Source organism: Kitasatospora sp. Xyl93, assembly GCF_055383135.1.
Genome location: NZ_AP029185.1, coordinates 1,202,665 through 1,222,371, shown reverse-complemented (window position 1 = coordinate 1,222,371; position 19,707 = coordinate 1,202,665). Strand labels below are relative to the sequence as shown.

General features: G+C 72.7%; 14 protein-coding genes and 1 pseudogene. 7 read left to right on the top strand and 8 right to left on the bottom strand.

Translation table 11 applies throughout. The features are described 5' to 3' along the window. Positions 1–265 precede the first annotated feature (265 nt). Both ACZ5GH_RS05265 and ACZ5GH_RS05260 read left to right on the top strand, forming a co-directional pair. Positions 266–4,429: a polymorphic toxin-type HINT domain-containing protein gene (locus ACZ5GH_RS05265; RefSeq protein WP_464333575.1), complete on the top strand. Its 4,164-nt coding sequence runs from the start codon at positions 266–268 to the stop codon at positions 4,427–4,429. A 13-nt stretch (positions 4,430–4,442) separates the two neighbouring features. Next, positions 4,443–4,835: a hypothetical protein gene (locus tag ACZ5GH_RS05260; protein ID WP_464333574.1), complete on the top strand. Its 393-nt coding sequence runs from the start codon at positions 4,443–4,445 to the stop codon at positions 4,833–4,835. Positions 4,836–4,974: 139 nt separating this feature from the next. Here ACZ5GH_RS05260 and ACZ5GH_RS05255 read toward each other — a convergent pair whose 3' ends face one another. From ACZ5GH_RS05255 to ACZ5GH_RS05245, 3 genes are read right to left on the bottom strand one after another with little or no spacing between them, the layout of a single operon-like run. Further along, complete coding sequence (locus ACZ5GH_RS05255; protein WP_464333573.1) at positions 4,975–5,730, bottom strand: methyltransferase domain-containing protein; 756 nt, start codon at positions 5,728–5,730, stop codon at positions 4,975–4,977. Beyond that, positions 5,727–6,164: a hypothetical protein gene (locus ACZ5GH_RS05250; protein ID WP_464333572.1), complete on the bottom strand. Its 438-nt coding sequence runs from the start codon at positions 6,162–6,164 to the stop codon at positions 5,727–5,729. Before ACZ5GH_RS05250 ends, ACZ5GH_RS05255 begins: the two co-directional genes overlap by 4 nt. Further along, positions 6,161–6,331: a hypothetical protein gene (locus ACZ5GH_RS05245; RefSeq protein ID WP_464333571.1), complete on the bottom strand. Its 171-nt coding sequence runs from the start codon at positions 6,329–6,331 to the stop codon at positions 6,161–6,163. The genes ACZ5GH_RS05250 and ACZ5GH_RS05245 overlap by 4 nt, the downstream gene beginning before the upstream one ends. Before the next feature lie 125 nt (positions 6,332–6,456). Between ACZ5GH_RS05245 and ACZ5GH_RS05240 the strand changes: the two are divergent. After that, positions 6,457–7,426: pseudogene (locus tag ACZ5GH_RS05240) on the top strand (helix-turn-helix domain-containing protein). Between the two features lie 603 nt (positions 7,427–8,029). Here the strand turns inward: ACZ5GH_RS05240 and meaB are convergent. Genes meaB through mutA form a run of 3 tightly spaced genes read right to left on the bottom strand, consistent with a single transcriptional unit; the run spans position 8,030 to position 13,098 of the window. After that, entirely contained in the window at positions 8,030–9,016 is a 987-nt protein-coding gene (meaB, locus tag ACZ5GH_RS05235) for a methylmalonyl Co-A mutase-associated GTPase MeaB (RefSeq protein ID WP_464333570.1), read from the bottom strand. 12 nt (positions 9,017–9,028) lie between these two features. Beyond that, positions 9,029–11,233, bottom strand: a complete 2,205-nt coding sequence (scpA, locus tag ACZ5GH_RS05230; protein WP_464333569.1) for a methylmalonyl-CoA mutase — start codon at positions 11,231–11,233, stop codon at positions 9,029–9,031. Continuing rightward, positions 11,230–13,098, bottom strand: a complete 1,869-nt coding sequence (gene mutA / locus ACZ5GH_RS05225; RefSeq protein WP_464333568.1) for a methylmalonyl-CoA mutase small subunit — start codon at positions 13,096–13,098, stop codon at positions 11,230–11,232. The genes scpA and mutA overlap by 4 nt, the downstream gene beginning before the upstream one ends. A 449-nt stretch (positions 13,099–13,547) precedes the next feature. On the opposite strand from mutA, the gene ACZ5GH_RS05220 reads away from it, so the two are divergent. Beyond that, complete coding sequence (locus ACZ5GH_RS05220) at positions 13,548–14,633, top strand: C40 family peptidase (protein ID WP_387751671.1); 1,086 nt, start codon at positions 13,548–13,550, stop codon at positions 14,631–14,633. A 98-nt stretch (positions 14,634–14,731) separates the two neighbouring features. Here the strand turns inward: ACZ5GH_RS05220 and ACZ5GH_RS05215 are convergent, their stop codons facing one another. Beyond that, the gene (locus ACZ5GH_RS05215; RefSeq protein ID WP_387751674.1) at positions 14,732–15,235 is read right to left on the bottom strand and encodes a MarR family winged helix-turn-helix transcriptional regulator; all 504 of its coding nucleotides are present in this window, start codon (positions 15,233–15,235) and stop codon (positions 14,732–14,734) included. Between the two features lie 56 nt (positions 15,236–15,291). On the opposite strand from ACZ5GH_RS05215, the gene ACZ5GH_RS05210 reads away from it, so the two are divergent. The 3 genes from ACZ5GH_RS05210 (at position 15,292) to ACZ5GH_RS05200 (ending at position 19,034) form a co-directional block, all read left to right on the top strand. Next, entirely contained in the window at positions 15,292–16,368 is a 1,077-nt protein-coding gene (locus tag ACZ5GH_RS05210) for an ABC transporter substrate-binding protein (RefSeq protein WP_464333567.1), read from the top strand. A gap of 156 nt (positions 16,369–16,524) precedes the next feature. Then, on the top strand, positions 16,525–18,018 hold the full coding sequence (locus ACZ5GH_RS05205; protein WP_464333566.1) for an APC family permease: 1,494 nt from the start codon (positions 16,525–16,527) through the stop codon (positions 18,016–18,018). After that, entirely contained in the window at positions 18,015–19,034 is a 1,020-nt protein-coding gene (locus ACZ5GH_RS05200) for an acetamidase/formamidase family protein (RefSeq protein ID WP_387751682.1), read from the top strand. Before ACZ5GH_RS05205 ends, ACZ5GH_RS05200 begins: the two co-directional genes overlap by 4 nt. A 182-nt stretch (positions 19,035–19,216) precedes the next feature. Here the strand turns inward: ACZ5GH_RS05200 and ACZ5GH_RS05195 are convergent, their stop codons facing one another. Beyond that, positions 19,217–19,588 carry a BlaI/MecI/CopY family transcriptional regulator gene (locus ACZ5GH_RS05195; RefSeq protein WP_387751684.1) on the bottom strand — a complete coding sequence of 124 codons (372 nt, stop codon included), beginning with the start codon at positions 19,586–19,588 and terminating at the stop codon, positions 19,217–19,219. Positions 19,589–19,707 lie beyond the last annotated feature (119 nt).

Here is a 19,707-nt window from a genome sequence, read left to right as displayed (position 1 = left end):
GACTTCCGGCCATCCGTCCGGGGATCCGGTGCGGGGCAAATCGGGCCGCAAGTGAATCGAACGGGGAAAACGCGGCGCCAATTCGAGCCAGCGGTCGGGGCATTGCGGCGGATTTCCCCGAATTCCGTCGAAGCGCCCCCGGTACGCTCGTCGCGCGCCCGGAAGAGGCGTGGACGAAGGAACAATGAAAAGGGGGCCATGAGTGGACATGTCGGTGTTCCTGAAGGGGCGGGGGAGGAGGGCGCGGGGAGCGCCGGCGCGCCGTTTGACGGCCCGCCTGCTACCCCTGGCGCTGGTCGCCGGCCTGCTGGGCAGCGCTCCGGCCTTCGCGGCCGGGACGGCCGATCCCACCGCGCCCGCCGTGCCGGTGACCGACCGGGCGCGGGTGCTGGCGTTCTGGCAGTCGGGCGGGCCGGGCATACGGGCCCTGGCCGAGGCCGCGCTGCTGGGGAGCGACGCCGACGTGCGCCGCTTCCTGGACGCCGAACAGGCCAACGCGCAGATCAAGGACGACCAGGTCGCGATCGCCCAGATCAACACCCTGGCCGGCCCGGGCGTCCAGGCCGAAGGGCTGAAGGCGCTCCAGGGTACGGCCCAGGACCTGCAGAACTTCCTGAACGGCGGCTACCGGGCCGCCCTGCTGAAGGACCAGCAGGTCCAGGCGGCGCAGCTGAAGAACGGCGCCGGCCAGAGCGTGCGCACGGCTGCGGACGCAGCCCTGCAGGGCTCGGCCGAGGACCTGCGGGTGTTCCTGACCGAGGGCCAGTTCACCGCGCGGGAGGCCGACGACCGGGTCCAGTTGGTCCAGATCCTCAGCGCCGGCGGGCCCAACACCCAGGCCGCGGCCAGGCTGGCGCTCAACGGCTCCATCGACGACGTCCGCGAGTTCCTGCGGGTGGGCCAGCACGTGGCGCGCGCCCGCGACGCCGAGCGCACCACGGTCGAGCAGCTGGTGCAGCAGTCCAAGGAGGCCACCGCGGCCGCGTCGCGCGAGAGCGAGTCCGCCAAGACCGCCTCCGCCCAGGCAGTGGGTGCGGCCAAGCAGGCCAAGGAGGCCGCGGCTCGGGCCGCCCAGGAGACCGAACTCGCCGGTGCGGACACCGCCAAGGCCGGCGCCGCCGCCGACAAGGCCGCCGAGGCGGCCAACCAGGCCGCCACCGCCGCCCAGACCGCCGCGACGGCCGCCCGGTCCGCCACCAGCTCCGCCCGGACCGCCTCCGCGGCCGCCGCCCAGGCCGCGTTCGCCGCCGCCGCGGCGGCCCAGGCCGCCACCAAGGCGCGCAGCTCGGCGGCGGCCGCCGCCTACGACCGCGCCAAGGCGGGCGAGGCCTCCCGGGACGCGATCCTGGCGAAGCAGGCCGGGGAGAACGCCCTGACCGCCGCCCGTTCGCTGGACGACGCGCTGGTCGCCGCCGATTCGAGCAAGGTCGCGACGGCCTCGGCGCTCGCCGCCGGTGCCGACGCCAACGAGGCGGCGAACTCCGCCGTCAAGGCCGGCGGTTTCGCCGACCAGGCGGGGGCCCAGTCCGCCCGGGTCCGGCAGGCCGCGGCCTCCACCCAGCGCCACGCGCAGGAGGCGAGCCGCGCGGCCCAGGCCGCCGCCGGCCTGCTGGAGGCCGCGGGGGTGTTCGCCGCCGAGGCCAGGACCCTGGCCGCCAGTGCCGGGGCCCACGCCCAGGCCGCCGCCGCGGCCGCCGAGGAGGCCGCCCAGCACGCCGGTGAAGCCGCCACTGCAGCCGCGAACTCCAAGGCCCACGCCGAGCAGGCGCAGATCCTGGCCAACGAGGCGCAGGCCGCGGTCGAGAAGGCCAACCAGGTGCGCGACCTGGCCCAGCGCACGGAGGCCGAGGACCTCACCGCCCGCACCGCGGACGCCGTCGACAAGGCGGCCGACGCCCGCGCGGCCTACGACGACTCCGCCCAACAGACCGGCGAGGCCGTCCAGAAGGCCCGCCGCTACCAGGACGAGGCCGACCGGCTGGCCCAGGCCGTCCTCAAGCCGGACGCCGACACCGCGCAGCTGGTCACCGACGGCCGCAAGCTGGCCCTGCTGTCGGTGCAGATCTCCGGCCCCTACGACCAGGCCGCGGCCCGGATCGCGCTCTCGGGCACCGACGCCGCGGTGCTGGACTACATCCGCACCGGGCGCACCAAGGCCGTCCAGGCGGACGAGCGGGCACGGGTGGCCCGGCTCGCCACCGAGTCCGAGATGGCCGGTGTCCGAGCGGCTGCTGCCAAGGCCCTCAGCGGTGACGCCCAGGCCGTCGGCGCCTTCCTGACCTCCGGTCAGTACGACGCCGCGGCCAAGGACTACCAGGTCTCCGTCGCCCAGAGCTCCAACGGCGCTGGCCCCGGAGTCACGGCGGCCGCCCAGGCGGCCCTGAGCGCGGGCACCGTCGACGCGCTGCGCGGGTACCTCGGCTCCGGCCGCTACAACGCCCAGCTGGCCGACGACAAGGTCCGCGCGGCCCAACTGCGCAACGGCGCCGGCCCCGAACTGGACGCTGCCGCCCGCGTCGCCCTCGAAGGAACGCCGGAGATGCTGCGGGCCTTCGTCGAGAGCGGGCAGTACATGGCCCAGCGCAAGGACGAGCTGACCGGCGCCCACCAGGCGGACATCGAGCGCCTGATCGCCGAGGGCGCGGCCAACGTGGCCTATGCCCAGCAGGCTGCGGCCGAGGCCGCCCAGGCCGCCGCCGTCGCCAGCAACGCCCAGACCGAGGCCGAGGCGGCCGCGGGCCAGGCCCAGGCGGCCGCCACCAAGGCGGCCGGCTACGCCGCCCAGGCCCAGGAGCGCGCCAAGCAGGCCGAAGGCAGCGCCGCGCGCGCGGCCGTCGCCTCGCAGAACGCCAATGCGGCGAAGTCCACCGCCACCGCGGCCTACGCGAGCGCACGCTACTCCGAGCAGCGCGCCCGGTACTCCGAGCGCGAGGCCCGCGGTTCCGCGAACTCCGCCTACCGCGCCGCCGACGCGGCGCGCGCCTCCGCCGTGGCGGCCGGCAAGGACGCCCGGACCGCCGCCGCTGCGGCCGCGTCCGCCTTCGACACCGCGGTGATCAAGGACATCGAGGAACGCAAGGCCGAGGCCCGGGCGCTGGAGCTGAAGCTGGAGGACGCGGCCGTCGCGGCCCAGCGGGAGGCGGTCAAGCAGCTGCAGATCGAGGAGCAGCGCAAGAAGATCGAGGACGAGGACCGCAAGGGCGGGGGCGGCGGCGGACACACCCCGGTCGGCGGTGGCCCGTACGACTTCCTCCACCCCAACATCCCGTGGCTTCCGGCGCCGTTCCTGTGGCCGGTCGACTGGGCGATCGACACCTTCGTCGGGCCGGCCACCGACGCCGCGTTGCGCGCGTACAACCGACTCCTCGATCTCTACAGCTCGGCCAAGTCGCTGTTGGGGACCGTCTTCTTCGACACCGTCCCCACCCTGGCGAGGCAGGCGGGCGGCTGCGTGAGCGGGATCGTGCACGGCGATGCCATCGACCGGATCCCGGATTGCACCAGGGATCCGAGGGGTGTGCTGGCCGAACCTGCGTCCAAGCTCCTCGACGTCACCCGTCGGCTCCCCTTCGTCGGAAACAAGATAACCCCCTTCCTGGAGGACGCGTTCTCCAAGGTGGGGATCTGCTTGACCCCCAACAGCTTCCCGGCCGGCACCAAGGTGCTGATGGCCGACGGCGGCAACCGGCCGATCGAGCAGGTGCGGTACGGCGACCGGGTCCTCGCCACCGATCCGGGCACCGGCACCACCGCCGCCCAACCGGTCGACGGCACCATCCAGAGCCCGGCCGACCGTGACTTCGTCGACCTCACGGTGACCGACGGGACGGGAGGCTCCGGCAGCGTCACGGCGACCGCCCATCACCCCTTCTGGTCGGAGAACCGCCAGGCCTGGGTCGATGTGGCGGACGTCGTCGTCGGCGACCAGCTGCGGACCGCCGACGCGGCAACGGTGACGGTCGCGGCGGTGCGGCAGTGGGCCGGCCTCCAGGCCGCCTACAACCTGACCGTCCGGGACGTCCACACGTACTACGTGCTGGCGGGGACCACACCGGTTCTGGTTCACAACGGCGAGTGCGGCCGCATCGCCCTGGGGCTCACGGAGGCCAACGGAGACAGGTACGCTCTCGAAACGTTCGCCGACCACAACGACGCCTCGTACTGGGAGCAGTGGAGCGCCGAGGGCAAGGACTTCGAGAAGGTGGTCCGAGCCGCCCTGTCGCCGGACAGTACGACCGAGATCTACTTCAACCTGGACGACATCACGGACCCCAAGGAGTGGGCGAAGACGGCGGACCCGAACAATCCGTACGCATCCGACCTGACCGCGTGGGAACTTGCGATGATCAGGGACGCCCCGCCGTCCGCGCGGGCCCGGGTCAAGTGGTTCAAGGGCGGGGCGGAGCAGGGCAAGGGTCCGTTCGACTGAGAGAGGACACGAAATGACCGGCAGCCGGGCGTCCCTGCCCCTGCACTTCGACCATTGGTTCCAACTGTGGTCGTACACCAAGTCCCACCGGACCCTGGTCCTGCGGGGGAAGCCCGGTGAGGACCACACGGACTATGTGGACCTGGTCTTCGGCGACGTGCTGGCGATGAAGACGGTGTCCAGCTACACCTCGCTCACCGTCACGGAGGTGGAGGACACCCGGGAGATCGACGCCCTGCTCCCGATCCCGGAGCGTCACGCCGGAAGGTTCCGGAAACTTCGGGTCGTCCAGGGCGACGGCGCGCACGACGGGTTCGTGGTCTGCGGAGTCCTCACCGTGCGTTGCGGCACGGGCTGGAGCGAGCCGCCCTCCGCCGCCTCCGAGCAGCGGATGGTCGTCGACTGAGAAGGACGGGGTGCCCCGGCGCCGAGGAGGCGCCGGGGCACCCCCGTGCTCAGGAACGTCCGCGGGTGCAGGTTGCTGACCGCGGGGTGGAGCCACAGGTCGGGGAGTGCGAGGACTCGGCGACCGGTCGGCGGCAGCCCTACCGCAAGGGCCATCCGTTCGCCGGGTGGTCGAGCCAGCCGGTGTGTCCCTCGGGCGTGACGGTCAGGCCGAGCCGGTCCGGCCCGGGACGGTCGTTGTCCAGCCACCACCGGTGAGCGGCCTCGACCTCGGTCCACACCTGGCGTGGACCGTGCTGCCACACGGTGAAATGCGTCGTGTTCTCGGTTCCGTCCCAGTCCACGGCCGCCCAGGAGCCGCCGTCGGTCGTGGCCACCCAGAGGCGGGTCGTCACGCCCTCGACCTCGGGGTCGTGGTGCCAGGCGTACCAGAGGTCGCCCAAGCGGTGGCCGAGGGCGAACTGGGTCTCGAAGGCGGAATCCGCGACGGACCACGGGTCGAGGGCGGTCGTGGACTCGGCCGGTACGTGCTCGTCCATGACGACGTCCCGGAAGAGCCGGAGGTCTAGGCGCTGGGTGGGCATCAGCATGAATGCACTGTCGGGGGTGTACCGGCCGACGGCGGTCCCGTCGTCGCCGACGGTGAGGCGGAGCAGGCCACCGTGGCTCCAGTCGTCGCACCACGGGGTGAGGATGACTCCGCCAGGCCGCCCCTGGCGGATCCAGGCGTACCGAACCTGCCGCACCAAGCACGTGGCCACCAGACGGTCGTACGGCGCTTGGGCGCTCCGACCGAGGCCTCCGTCGCCGCGGACCACGGTGGGGGCGTAGCCGGTGGCCTTGAGGTTGGAACGAGCGAGGTCGGCGAGGTCAGGGTCGATCTCGATCGTGGTCACGTTTCGTCGTCCAGCCGGTGGGACAGGAGCGCCGCGTTGAACCCGGTGCCCGTGCCGATCTCGAGGATTGTCATCGCCGGTTCGAGGCCCAGGAGTTCGAGTATTCGAAAGACGATCGACAGGGCCGAGGCCGAGGAGGACGGAAGGGTATCGGACGGGTCCTTCACATGCTGCCCGTCGTTGATCTGTGTCACCACGGGCTCGTCCGCATAGGCGGCGTCCCACCACCGGTCGGGATCGCTCCCACGATCGCACGGTGCGAGAGCGTCGCCGTCGGGACCCAGCCAAACGCGGGCGGGGAGGAAACGGTGGCGCGGGGTCGCGTGGGCTGCCCTGCGCCACTCCGGAGCGACATCGTGGCCGAGATGGCGGGAAACAGCCTGCAACAGGCCGGTGGTTCCGGCCTGTTGCAGGCTCTTCTGGCTGGTGGTCACTTCTTGTCGTTGTCCTTGCCGTGCTTGTTGTCGCGCTTTCCCGACTGGTGATCCTGGTTCTGCGGGCTCTTGCTGAAGTCCTTGTTGCCGGCGTGCTTGCCCTGTCCGCCGTCGTTGGAACCGCTGCCGCCGCCGGAGCTGCCGCCCTTGCCCGTGCCCCGTCCCATGGGATTCTCCCGCTTGTTCGTGTTACCGCGCGTTGCACACCCACCATCGCCTCACTGAGCGCGTTCGGCGATATCCAGACAGTAATCTCACCGTGGAATAGATCGATTGACGAGAGGTCAGTCTCATGGGCAGTGCACTCGAACCGGCTAGGTTGGCCGATCTCGCCTGGCAGAACGAGCAGGTACGGTGCGCGCTGCGGGACCGCGATGTCGCCGCTCTGTTCCGCTATGTGCAGCACCACAGTGGCGCGAGTCAGGCACGGTTGGCCGTGCAGGTGGGGATGACGCAAGGCCGGGTGAACGAGATCCTCAACGGCCGCCGGCTGGTGACGAAGCTGAGCGTGTTCGAGCGAATCGCCGACGAGCTGAACCTTCCTGACGATGCGCGGCGGTTGCTCGGACTGGCGCCACAGTCAGACGGCCGACGTACGTCCGGACCAGCCATCGACCTTGCGGCGTTTCCGGAAATCGTCCGCGTGTACAGCGACCAGGCCTCGGCGGCCGCCGAGATCCAGTCCGCGGCGAGGTCGGCAGCCGAACTGGGCATCCTGGCCGTACGCGGCCTCGGTCTCCTCGCCCTGCGCGATTCCCTGCTGCGTCAGCACCTGCGCCGCGAGGGCGGCCCAGCCCCCGTCTGCGGGTGCTGCTCCTTGATCCGGAATCACCGGCCGTCGAACGCCGGGCGGCCGAGATCGGAGAATCCACCGCTTCACTGGCGGGAGGCATCCGTCTGGCGGAGGCTCGGCTGCGGGAGGTGGCCGACCACGGACAGGTCGAGGTCTACCGGTATCGCACGGTGCCTGTGTGGCGGGTCATCCGGCGGACCGCAGCATGTTCGTCGGATCCTTCAGGCGCGGGATCCGAACGGTGATCCCGCAGCCGGCCGACCAGATCGCCAACCGCAAGCGCAAAGGCCGAGCCGGCGGCCGGCCACCGGCCTTCGACCGCGAGGCCTACAAGCAGCGCAACACCGTCGAGCGGTGCATCAACCGCCTGAAGAACTGGCGTGGCCTGGCCACCCGCTATGAGAAGACCGCGACCGTCTTCCAAGCCGGACTCCACATTGCTGGAATCTTCATCTGGTCCGCCCGCTGAGCCAAAAGAAACGCCCTAGTCGCCCGAGCCGACGGGAGAGCGTCTCCCGGACGACTTTCTGCACCTCGGCCCGGGGGATCGTGTCGGAGAGCCAGTAGGAGATGGCGGACTTGTCGTAGGTCAGCCGGAGTCCGGCCTCGCAGCCGACCCGGTTCACGGCCCGGGCGAGTTGGTCATTGCCCCACTGCGCCTGCTTCATGAGTGAGGCGAGGTCGGTGTTCGGTGTGCGAGGTCGACTGGTCATCGCGGTCCCGTCCTCTGTTCAACCGGTTCAATGGCTGTACCAGCATCTCCGGTTCTCCGCTCCTGTGTACCCGCGTTGAGTTGTTGTCAGCCGTTCGGGCGATGGATGCGTACCCGAACGAACCGGCATGGCGCTGAATTGTTGACTGTGACCAGATGGAGTCTGGAACCGCAGGTCAAGGACTGCGACGAGGAGGCGACCAGCGGGCGCGGCCTGGTGCTTGTGGAGGCGCTCGCGGATTGGTGGTGGTGGTGCTTGATGGAGGTGGGCAGGTGGTGTGGTTCGAGTACCTCGAAACCCGCGAAGCGCCGTGCCTCACGCAGGGGTGGGGGCACGGCGCTCGACTAGTGCGCGCAGGGTCAGGTGAAGAAGGCGTCCAGGATCTGCTGGGCGGCCAGGCCGGCCGGGAGGGCGCCGGCGCGGACCTGGGCCTCCAGTTCGGGGGTCAGGCGCCGCACTTCGGGGTTCTCGTGGAGGCGGGCGTAGAGCTGGTCGTGGACCATGGACCAGGTCCACTCGACCTGCTGGTCGCGGCGCTTGGCGGCCAGCGCGCCCGTCGCGTCCAGCACCTTGCGGTGCTGCTGGAGCCGCTCCCACAGCGCGTCCAGGCCGGCGCCGTCGCGGCCGCTGCAGGTCAGCACGGGCGGCGTCCACGCCGCGTCCGGTGCCTGCAACAGCCGCAGCGCGCCCGCGAGTTCGCGGGCCGCCGCCTTGGCGTCGGTCTCGTGCGGGCCGTCCGCCTTGTTGACGGCGATGACGTCCGCGAGCTCCAGCACGCCCTTCTTGATGCCCTGCAGCTGGTCGCCGGTCCGGGCGAGGCTGAGCAGCAGGAAGGTGTCCACCATCCCGGCCACCGCCGTCTCGGACTGCCCGACGCCCACCGTCTCGATCAGCACCACGTCGTACCCGGCCGCCTCCATCACCACCATGGACTCCCGGGTGGCCTTGGCGACGCCGCCCAGCGTCCCCGAGGTCGGCGACGGCCGGACGAAGGCGGCGGGGTCGACGGCGAGCCGCTCCATCCGGGTCTTGTCGCCCAGGATGGAGCCGCCCGTCCGGCTGGAGGTCGGGTCGACGGCGAGGACCGCGACCCGGCGGCCCTGCCCGGTCAGCATGGTGCCGAAGGAGTCGATGAAGGTCGACTTGCCGACACCGGGCACCCCGGTGATGCCCACCCGGACCGCCCCGCCCGCGTGCGGCAGCAGCCGCTGGAGCAACTGCTGCGCGAGCGCGCGGTGGTCGGGCCGGGAGGACTCGACGAGGGTGACGGCGCGCGCGATCCAGGCGCGCGAGCCGTCCAGCACACCCGTCACGTAGCTGTCGAGGTCGATCGTCCGCGGAGGCATACGATCAGGCGATCACAGCTCGTGGCCGAGGTCGGCCGCCAGGGACTTCAGCAGGTCGTACGCGGCGTCCGGGATGACCGTCCCGGGCGGGAAGACCGCGGCCGCGCCCGCCTCGTACAGGGCGTCGAAGTCCTGCGGCGGAATGACCCCGCCCACCACGATGGTGATGTCCTCCCGCCCCGCCTCGGCGAGTTCGGCGCGCAGCGCGGGCACCAGCGTGAGGTGGCCGGCGGCCAGCGAGGACACGCCGACGATGTGGACGTCCGCCTCGACGGCCTGGCGGGCGACCTCGGCCGGGGTCTGGAACAGCGGGCCGACGTCCACGGTGAAGCCGATGTCGGCGAACGCCGTGGCGATCACCTTCTGGCCGCGGTCGTGGCCGTCCTGGCCCATCTTGGCGACCAGGATGCGCGGCCGGCGGCCCTCGGCCCGCTCGAACCGCTCGACCAGGTCGCGGGTGCGCTGGAGGGAGGCCGACGGGCCCGCTTCGTCTCGGTACACACCCGAGATGGTACGGATCTGACCGGAGTGGCGGCCGTACACCTTCTCCAGGGCGTCCGAGATCTCGCCGACGGTGGCCTTGGCCCGGGCCGCGTTGACGGCCAGGTGCAGCAGGTTGCCGTCCAGCGAGCCGCCGCGCTGCGGACCGGCCCCGGCGGCCCGGGTGAGGGCGTGCAGGGAGTCCTGGACGAGGGCCTCGTCGCGCTCCGCGCGCAGCCGGCGCAGCTTCTCGATCTGACGGGCGCGCACCGAGGAGTTGTCGACCTTGAGCACGTCGATCTGCTCGTCGCTCTCCACCCGGTACTTGTTGACGCCGATCACCGGCTGGCGGCCGGAGTCGATCCGCGCCTGGGTGCGGGCGGCGGCCTCCTCGACGCGCAGCTTGGGGATGCCGGCGTCGATGGCCTTGGCCATGCCGCCGGCCGCCTCGACCTCCTGGATGTGCTCCCAGGCCCTGGCGGCGAGGTCGTGGGTGAGCTTCTCGACGTACGCCGAGCCGCCCCACGGGTCGATCACCCGGCAGGTGCCCGACTCCTGCTGGAGCAGCAGCTGGGTGTTGCGGGCGATGCGGGCGGAGAAGTCGGTGGGCAGGGCGAGCGCCTCGTCCAGGGCGTTGGTGTGCAGCGACTGGGTGTGGCCCTGGGTCGCCGCCATCGCCTCCACGCAGGTGCGGGTGACGTTGTTGAACACGTCCTGGGCGGTGAGGGACCAGCCGGAGGTCTGCGAATGGGTGCGCAGCGAGAGGGACTTGGGGTTCTTCGGGTCGAACTGCTTGACCAGCTTGGCCCACAGCAGCCGGGCCGCGCGCAGCTTGGCGACCTCCATGAAGAAGTTCATGCCGATCGCCCAGAAGAACGACAGCCGCGGCGCGAAGGCGTCCACGTCCAGGCCGACGTCCAGGCCCGCGCGCAGGTACTCCACCCCGTCGGCCAGGGTGTAGGCGAGCTCCAGGTCGGCGGTCGCCCCCGCCTCCTGGATGTGGTAGCCGGAGATGGAGATCGAGTTGTACCGGGGCATCTTCTGCGAGGTGTACGCGAAGATGTCCGAGATGATCCGCATCGACGGCTGCGGCGGGTAGATGTAGGTGTTGCGGACCATGAACTCCTTGAGGATGTCGTTCTGGATGGTCCCCGCCAGCTTCTCCGGTGGTACGCCCTGCTCCTCGGCCGCGACGATGTACAGCGCGAGGACCGGCAGCACGGCGCCGTTCATGGTCATCGACACCGACATCCGGTCCAGCGGGATGCCGTCGAACAGCTGGCGCATGTCGTAGATCGAGTCGATCGCCACGCCCGCCATGCCGACGTCGCCGGTGACCCGGGGGTGGTCGCTGTCGTAGCCGCGGTGGGTCGGCAGGTCGAAGGCGACCGACAGGCCCTTCTGGCCGGCCGCGAGGTTGCGGCGGTAGAAGGCGTTGGACTCCTCGGCGGTGGAGAAGCCCGCGTACTGGCGGACGGTCCACGGCTGGTTGACGTACATGGTCGGGTAGGGCCCGCGCAGGTACGGGGCGACGCCCGGGTAGGTCTCCAGGAAGTCCAGCCCGGCCAGGTCGGCGCCGGTGTACAGCGGCTTGACGCCGATGCCCTCGGGGGTGTCCCAGAGCAGCTCGTCGACGTCCTTGCCGGTGGACCGGCGCCAGGCGGCCTGCCACTGCTCGTCCGTGACGCCGGCGGCGGGGCCGCCGTCCAGCCCGATTCCGGTGAAGTCGGGGATCATCGAGCGGCTCCGATCTGGTCCAGCAGGGAGGTCAGGACGGCGACCGCGTCGCCCCCCGCGAAGATGAACTCGTCCACGCCGTCGGGTGCTTCGGCGGGTCGCCCGGCCAGCAGCACCCGGTCGGCGCCGGCCGCCTTCAGGGCCCCGGCGACCGGGGCGGCGTGCTCGGCGTACAGCGCGTCGCTGGAACAGAGGCAGGCGACGGTCGCGCCGGAGGCGGTGAACGCCTGGGCGAAGGCCGCCGGGTCGACGGACTCGGCGGAGACCGTCGCGATGCCGCCGGCCTGGAACAGGTTGGCGGCGAAGGTGGTGCGCGCCGTATGTGCGGAGGCGGTGCCGATGGAGGCGAGGAACAGCGTCGGACGGGCGCCGGTCGCGGCGAGGTGGGCGTCCGAGCGGTCCCGCAGCGCCTCGTAGGCCTCGGCGCGGCGCACCTGCGGCAGCCCGCCGGCGAGTGCGGCCGGGGCCGGCTCGCGGACCAGCGGCTGCTCGTCCAGGTGCGGGAACTCGCTGACGCCGGTGATCGGTTCGCGCCGCTTGGCGAGCTTCACCGAGCGCTCCGCCCAGGTCGCGGCGATCCGCTCCTCGACCAGCCCGGTGGACAGGGCGGCGCGCAGGCCGCCGGCCCGCTCGATCTCCTGGAACCAGGCCCAGGCGGCCCGCGCCAGCTCCTCGCCCAGCTGCTCGACGTACCAGGAGCCGCCGGCCGGGTCGATCACCCGGGCCAGGTGGGACTCCTCCAGCAGGATCGCCTGGGTGTTGCGGGCGATCCGGCGGGCGAAGGCGTCCGGCAGGCCGAGGGCGCTGTCGAAGGGCAGCACGGTGACGGAGTCGGCGCCGCCGACGCCCGCGGCCAGGCAGGCGACCGTGGTGCGCAGCATGTTCACCCACGGGTCGCGGGCGGTCATCATCACCCGGGAGGTGACGGCGTGCTGGCGCTGCGCGGAGGCGGTCGCGCCGGCCCCGGAGACCTCGGCGACCCGGGCCCAGAGGCGGCGCGCGGCACGGAACTTGGCGATGGTGAGGAACTGGTCGGCGTCCGCGGCGTAGCGGAACTCCAGCTGGCCGAGCGCCTCGTCCACGGTGAGCCCGGCGGCGGTCAGCGCGCGCAGGTAGGCGACGCCGGCGGCGAGCGAGCAGCCGAGTTCCTGGGCGGGGGAGGCGCCCGCCTCGTGGTACGGCAGGGCGTCCACGGTGAGCGCCCGCAGGCCCGGGTACCCGGCGGCGCAGCGGGCGGCCAGCGCGGTGGCCTCGGCGAGCAGCGCCTCGGTGCGGTCGCCGTCGCCGGTACGGGCCTGGAGGCCGAGCGGGTCGGCGCCGAGGTTGCCGGCGGCGGAGCCGGGGGAGACCTCGCGCTCCTCGTACAGCTTGAACAACTGCTCGGCGGCGTGGGTGAATTCGGGTCCGGCGTCGAGGGCCACGGCGGCCAGGTCCAGGTACACGCCGGCCAGCGCCTCGGGCAGGGCGTCGACCGGGAGGCCGGCGCCGCCCAGTTCCAGCCAGAGCGAGCTCACGCCGTGCTCCAGGTCCGCCAGCACGGCCTCGTTGGCGCGACGGCGGTCCGGGTCGGCGTGCCGCTGGCGAACGTCCCACCCGGTCACGGCGGCGCCCTGCGGCCGGCCGCCGCGCACGAACGGCGGGAAGCCCGGGAAGCCCGGGTCGGCGGCGGTGTCCTCGGCGGTGTACAGCGGGCGGGCGCTCAGCCCGTCCTGCAGCCGGGTGGTGAGCGCCTGCTCGGCGGCGGGGCCGTCCTCGGGCTGGGCACCGGACTTGCGCAGCACACCCTGGACGAGCTGCTGCCACTGCTCACGGTGCGCGGCCGGGAACTCGGCAGCGAGGGGGAGCCTTTCGGGCGGGACCTTCATGTGCGCAGGTTAGCGCCCGTTCGCAGGGCCGCAGGAGGGGGAGCCCGTGTGACCTTTCCCTCGATTTGGCTGATTTCGAGCACTCCTCGGGGCGGGGAGTGCCACGGGGTGCCGGGGCGGCCGGCACCCGGGTCGGGAGGGGGTGCCGCGACGGGCGGCCGGAGGTGCGGGGCGGGTGCGGGCCGGCCGCCGTCGGCGGTGGCCGGTGTCCGCGGTCAACGCCGATGGCACGGAACGCGATCGATGGCCCGTCATGCTGCCGGAACGTCATGATCAGGGGGATTGCGGAACCCGGCCCCTCATCTATTAAGTTACTTCGAAGAAGGTGGGCGGGGCAGCACCCCCCCGTTGCTCGCCCTGCCCGCCTTCGCCGTCCACCGGCCCCGGCCGAGCCGTTCCCCCGGCCCGTCCGGACCGTCCCCAGATTCCCCCGAAGGAGAGCGACCGGCATGGGAAAGCGTCGCAAGCCCAGCCCCCCGAGCCGGGCCCGTATGGCGGTCCTCACCACGGCCATGGCGGCCGGCAGCGCGGTCCTCGCCTCCGGCACCGCCCACGCCGAGCCCTCCCCGAACCTCGCCTCCGTCAAGGAGCAGGTCGACCTGCTCAACGAGGAGGCCGAGCAGGCGATCGAGAAGCACAACGGCTTCCAGGCGCGGCAGCAGAAGCTCCAGGCCGAGGCCAACCAGATCCAGGAGAAGGTCGTCCGCGGCCAGGAGACGATGAACGAACTGCGGACCCGGCTCGGCGCGGTCGCCGCCGACCAGTACCGCACCAACGGCATCGACCCGTCGGTCCAGCTGATGCTCGACTCCGACCCGTCCGCCTACCTGGAACGCGCCGCGGTGCAGAACCAGGTCTCCGACTCCCAGGCGAACCTGCTCAAGCAGGCCCAGGACGAGCAGCGCAAGCTCGACCAGGACCGCGCCGAGGCCACCGCCACCCTGGCCGCGCTCGACTCGGTCGGCACCCAGCTGGCGGAGCAGAAGAAGGACATCCAGACCAAGCTGGCCCAGGCCCAGGAGATGCTGAACAAGCTCAGCGCCGAGGACCGGGCCAAGATCAACGCCCAGCAGAGCGCCGAGAAGGCCAAGGCCGAGGCCCAGCAGGCCGCCACCGCGGCGGCCAAGGACCGCGCCTCCCGCTCCGCCGACCGCCCGGACATGAACGCCCCGGTGCCGGCGGCCTCCGGCCGGGCCGCCGACATCATCGCGTTCGCCCAGGCCCAGCTGGGCAAGCCGTACGGCTGGGGCAAGTCCGGCCCCGCCAGCTTCGACTGCTCCGGCCTCACCAGCCAGGCCTACCGCGCGGCGGGCGTCAGGATCTCCCGGACGTCCGAGGAGCAGTGGAAGGACGGCCCGCACGTGGACCGTGCCAACCTCCAGCCCGGTGACCTGGTCTTCTTCTACAACGACCTGCACCACGTCGGCCTGTACATCGGCGACGGCAAGATGATCCACGCCCCGCGCACGGGCAAGAACATCGAGGTCCTGCCGATCTCCGCGATGCCCTACATGGGCGCCGTCCGCCCGGCCTGACGGGTACGTACGCCTCCGGTGGCCCGCTCCCGCTTCGGCGGGGGGCGGGCCACCGTCGTTCTGGGTGGGGAGGGGGACTCGGCGGCCGATCGGGCGGGTCAGAGCGCGGCGAGCCGTCGCAGCAGGTGCGCCGGGTCGGTGAGTCCGCAGGCCCGGCGGACGGCGGCGTCGTGGGCGGCGGCGAGGGCGTCCAGGCGGGTCAGCCGGGCGCGGCCCTGGCGGGAGAGGTGGGCGGTGATCCGGCGGCGGTCCTGGTCGTCCTGGCGGCGGTAGGCCCAGCCGGAGTCGGCCAGCGAGTCCACCAGCCGGCTCAGGCTCGCCTGCGGGATCAGCAGGGCCTGGGCCAGCTCGCCCATCGGGTGCCCCCGGCCGTCCGCGAGGGCGCGCAGCAGCCGCCACTGGTCGACGGTGCAGTCCTCCTCGGCCAGCGCGGCGGCGAGGCCGCCGGAGAGCCTGCGCTGGGCCAGCGTGACCAGCTCGACCAGCAGCGGTTCCGGGACGGCCGGACGGTCCGCCGGGTCGCCGGTGGGCCGGTCCGCGGCCCGGTCGACGGAATCGCCGGGGCGGGTGTCGACTCCCGGTGCGGCACCAGCTGCGGTCATCGGACGCTCCCCTTCCCGGCCTTTCCCGATATCGGTGGTACGACGATACTCGCCCTGTGAGCGTCGAGGTGAGGTTGATCGATCCGCTCGACGCGCTGCACTCGGCCCGGGAGGAGGCGGCGTTTCGGGTGGGCCTCGTCGTGCCGCAGTCCGGCCCGCTCGGGCTCACCGGCCCGTCCGCGCTGGACGGCGCCCTGCTCGCCGCACACGAGGTCAACGGGGGCGGCGGGGTGCGAGGCCGCCCCCTGGAGCTGGTGCTGGTGGACGGCGGCGGCGCCCCGGGGCCGGTCGCCGGGGAGGTGCGGCGGCTGCTGGACGCCGGGGCGCTGGACGCGCTCGCCGGGTGCCACACCAGCGATGTGCACCGGGCGGTGGAGGCCGTCGCCGCGGGCCGCGTCGCGTACGTCTACACCCCGCCGCACGAGGGCGGCTCCCGGCTGCCCGGAGTGCTCTGCACCGGCCTCGGCCCGTCCCGTCAACTAAGTTCAGCGGTAACGGAACTGACGGTGCGTCACCGCATCGGACGGTGGGCGCTGATCGGCAACGACTACATCTGGCCGCGCTCCGTCCACCGGGCCGCGGAGGAGCTCGCGGCGCGGGCCGGCGCCCGGGTGGTGCTGGAGCGGAGGATCCCGTTCGGGGCGGTCGAGGAGGCGCTCGAACCGCTGCTGGACGCGCTGCGCGCCGCCCGCGCGGACGCCCTGCTGCTCAGCCTGATCGGGCGCGACCTGGTGCACTTCAACCGGGCGCTGCGGCGCAGCGGGCTGGACCGCCGGATGGTGCGGCTCTCCGGCGCCCTGGAGGAGAACGGCCTGCTCGCGCTCGGCGGCGACGACACCGGGACGCTGTACGCGGCGATGCCCTCCTTCGCGACGCTGGCCGAGGAGCACCGGCAGGGCCTCGCCGAGCGGCACCGGGCGCTGTGCGGCCCGTGGGCGCCGGTCCTGGACGCCTACGCGGTGGGCCTGTACGAGGGGCTGCGCCTGCTGGCCGAGCTGGCGGCCCGGCGGGCCCTGGCCCCGGACGGCCTGCTGACGGCCGCCGGTCGGCTGCTGCACCGCGCGGGTGCGGGCCGGGCGCCGATCCACCTCGCCCGGGCCGAGGGCCTCGGCTTCACCGTCCTGTCGCGGTAGCCCCGCGCCTTCCGCCGGGAGCCCCGAGTGCCCCGCCGGCGGCCCCGGTCGCCTGGTTCCCGTCAGGGGGAACCCCGGCAAATCCCTTCCATCTGGAAATAGTTGCCTCTACAGTCTCCCCACACACCCGCAGGGTCGTCACGGAGAGAGAGCACCATGGCCGACACACCCGCGCCCCAGGGCATCGAGAGCTACGGCTACCAGCAGGAGCTGCGCCGCTCGCTCGGTTTCACCGACCTGCTCGTCTACGGGCTGGTGTTCATGGTGCCGATCGCACCGTTCGGCATCTTCGGCGGCGTCTTCCAGGGCTCCGGCGGCATGGTCGCCCTGGCCTACGTCCTCGGCATGGTGGCGATGATGTTCACCGCCCTGTCCTACGCCCAGATGTCCCGGGCCTTCCCGATGGCCGGCTCGGTCTACACCTACGCGGGCCGCGGCATCGCCGCCCCGGTCGGCTTCCTGTCCGGCTGGATGATCCTGCTCGACTACGTGCTGGTGCCGGGGCTGCTGTACCTGATCGCCGGCGTCGCGATGAACTCGCTGGTGCCGTCCGTCCCGGTCTGGCTCTGGCTGGTCGGCTTCGTGCTGCTCAACACCGTGGTCAACTACCTCGGCATCGAGACCACCAGCAAGGTCAACAAGGCGATGCTGGTCGGCGAACTCGTCGTGCTGGCCGTGTTCGTGGTGATCGGCGTGATCGCCCTGGCCGACGGCAAGGGCCGCGGCTTCGACTTCACGCCGCTGTACGACCCGCACACCTTCTCGTGGAGCCTGGCCTTCGGGGCGGTCTCGATCGCGGTGCTCAGCTTCCTGGGCTTCGACGGCATCTCCACCCTCTCGGAGGAGAACCGGGACTCCACCAAGGCCATCGGCAGGTCGATGGTCGCCGCGCTGCTGCTCGCGGGCACCCTGTTCATCGTGCAGACCTGGGTCGCCTCGCTGCTGGTCGCCGACCCCGACGCGCTGATCCGGGACGGCGACCCGAACGGCACCGCCTTCTACGACGCGGCCCGCACCGCCGCCGGGGGCTGGCTCGCCACCCTGACCGCCGCCTCCACCGCCGTGGCCTGGGGCTTCGCCAACTCGCTGGTCGCCCAGGCGGCCACCTCCCGGCTGCTGTTCGCGATGGCCCGCGACCGCCAGCTGCCCTCGTTCCTGGCCCGGATCCACCCCACCCGCCGGGTGCCGGTCAACGCGACCCTGCTGACCGCCGGGATCTCGCTGGTGCTCGGCCTCTACACGGCCTCCCGCGACGACGGCATCACGCTGCTGAGCACCCTGGTCAACTTCGGTGCGCTGACCACCTTCCTGGTCCTGCACGTCGCCGTCGTCGTCCACTACCTGATCCGCCGGCGCAGCAAGGACTACTGGCGGCACCTGATCGCCCCGGCGCTCGGCTTCGCGATCCTCGCGTACGTCGTGGTCAACGCCGACATCGCGGCCCAGCGGCTCGGCTTCGTCTGGCTGCTCGTCGGCGGGATCGTCCTCGCCGGGCTGATGGCGACCGGCCGCACGCCCCGACTGGCCGTCACCGGGGGCGAGTCCGCCGCGGACCCGGGCACCGGTGCGACGAACGCCGCCGCGACCAGCGCCGACACGACGAACACCGCCGCACCGAACGCCACCACCCCTGCCGAGGAGAAGCAGTGAGCCTGCCCGAGATCGTCACGCTGTCCCCGACCCCGGAGGACTACGCCTACACCTTCGGCGGCCGCGCCCCGCTGGTCACCGTCCGGCCCGGCACCGTCGTCGAACTGACCACCGAGGACTGCTTCGGCGGCAGGGTGCGCGGCACCGGCGACCTGCCCAGCCAGGTCTGCGCCTTCCCCTACCTCAACCCGGTCACCGGCCCGATCGCGGTGGCGGGCGCCGAGCCCGGGGACGTCCTCGCGGTGCACTTCGTGGAGATCACCCCGGCCCGGGACTACGGCATCTCCAGCACCTTCCCGCACTTCGGCGCGCTGACCGCCACCCACAGCACCGCGATGCTGCACCCGGCGCTGGAGGAGCGGGTCTGGGTCTACGACCTGGACGTCAAGGCGGGCCTGTGCCGGTTCCGGGCCCGCAACGGCGGCTTCACGGTGGACCTGCCGCTCGACCCGATGCACGGCACGGTCGGCGTCGCCCCGGCGGCCGGCGAGGTGCTGGCCTCGATCACCCCGGGCGCGCACGGCGGCAACCTGGACACCCCCGAGATGCGGGCCGGCACCACCGCCTACTTCGGGGTCAACGTCGAGGGCGGCCTGCTCGCCGTCGGCGACGGCCACGCCCGCCAGGGCGAGGGCGAGGTGTGCGGCACGGCGGTGGAGGCGGCGATGCGGACCACCGTGATCGTCGACCTGGTCAAGGGCGGCGGCCCGGCCTGGCCCCGGCTGGAGAACGACGACTTCCTGATCAGCACCGGCTCGGCCCGTCCGCTGGAGGACGCGTTCCGGATCAGCCAGCACGACCTGGTCGGCTGGACCGGCGGACTGCTCGGGCTGGACCAGCTGGACGCGTACCAGCTGGTCAGCCAGGCCGGGCTGGCGCCGGCGGCGAACGTATGCGACACCAACTACACGATGGTCGCCAAGCTGCCGAAGAGCCTGCTCGGCCGGGCCCGCGCCTACGACGGGCTGCACGACCGGCTGCGCGAGGCCGCCGGGGCGTACCTGCGGCACCGGTAGGCGCCGCCGGGCCGGGCGCGCCTGGTTGAAGCGCCGGCTCGGACGTGCGGGCCGAAGCGCGGGTTCAGGTGCGCCGGTCAAGGTCCCGGCAAATCTCCACGGACCCCCACCCCGGGCCCGTCGGCCCCGGTCGGCACCGGTCGCCGACGGGCCCGCGGGGCGTCTTCCAGGGGGCCCGCGGGTCAGCCGGCGGCCCGGGAGCGCACCTGTTCGAGCGCGAGGAGCAGGGCCGAGGCCTCGTCCCCGGTGATCCGGTCGACGAAGCGGAGCAGCGCGCCGGCGCGGTCGGGCGTGGTCGCCAGGGCCTGGTGCATCAGGCGGGCGGTGTACTCCTCGCGGGTGCAGGTCGGTTCGTACACCCAGGCGCGGCCGACCTTGTCGCGGCGCAGCCAGCCCTTGGTGTGCAGGATGTCCGCGACCGTGGTGACGGTGGTGTACGCGACCGCGCGGTCCTGCTGGAGGTCGTCCACCACCTCGCGCACCGTGGCGGGCCGGCCCCAGGACCAGAACCGGTCCATGATCTCGGCCTCGAGATCGCCGAACCCCCGTAGCACCGCCCTCTTCTCCCTCGCCGAGCCGACCACCGGCGCCCTTCGCCCGCCGGAACGCGGCCCATGGTACGGCGAGCGCCGGGCGCCCGCCCCCGGGTGAAGGGGGTGGACGCCCGGCGTGT

Coding starts and splice junctions, on each gene's coding strand:
- ACZ5GH_RS05260 (WP_464333574.1), top strand. CDS start 4,443: ATGACCGGCAGCCGGGCGTCCCTGCCCCTGCACTTCGACCATTGGTTC.
- ACZ5GH_RS05245 (WP_464333571.1), bottom strand. CDS start 6,331: ATGGGACGGGGCACGGGCAAGGGCGGCAGCTCCGGCGGCGGCAGCGGT.
- meaB (WP_464333570.1), bottom strand. CDS start 9,016: ATGCCTCCGCGGACGATCGACCTCGACAGCTACGTGACGGGTGTGCTG.
- scpA (WP_464333569.1), bottom strand. CDS start 11,233: ATGATCCCCGACTTCACCGGAATCGGGCTGGACGGCGGCCCCGCCGCC.
- mutA (WP_464333568.1), bottom strand. CDS start 13,098: ATGAAGGTCCCGCCCGAAAGGCTCCCCCTCGCTGCCGAGTTCCCGGCC.
- ACZ5GH_RS05220 (WP_387751671.1), top strand. CDS start 13,548: ATGGGAAAGCGTCGCAAGCCCAGCCCCCCGAGCCGGGCCCGTATGGCG.
- ACZ5GH_RS05215 (WP_387751674.1), bottom strand. CDS start 15,235: ATGACCGCAGCTGGTGCCGCACCGGGAGTCGACACCCGCCCCGGCGAT.
- ACZ5GH_RS05205 (WP_464333566.1), top strand. CDS start 16,525: ATGGCCGACACACCCGCGCCCCAGGGCATCGAGAGCTACGGCTACCAG.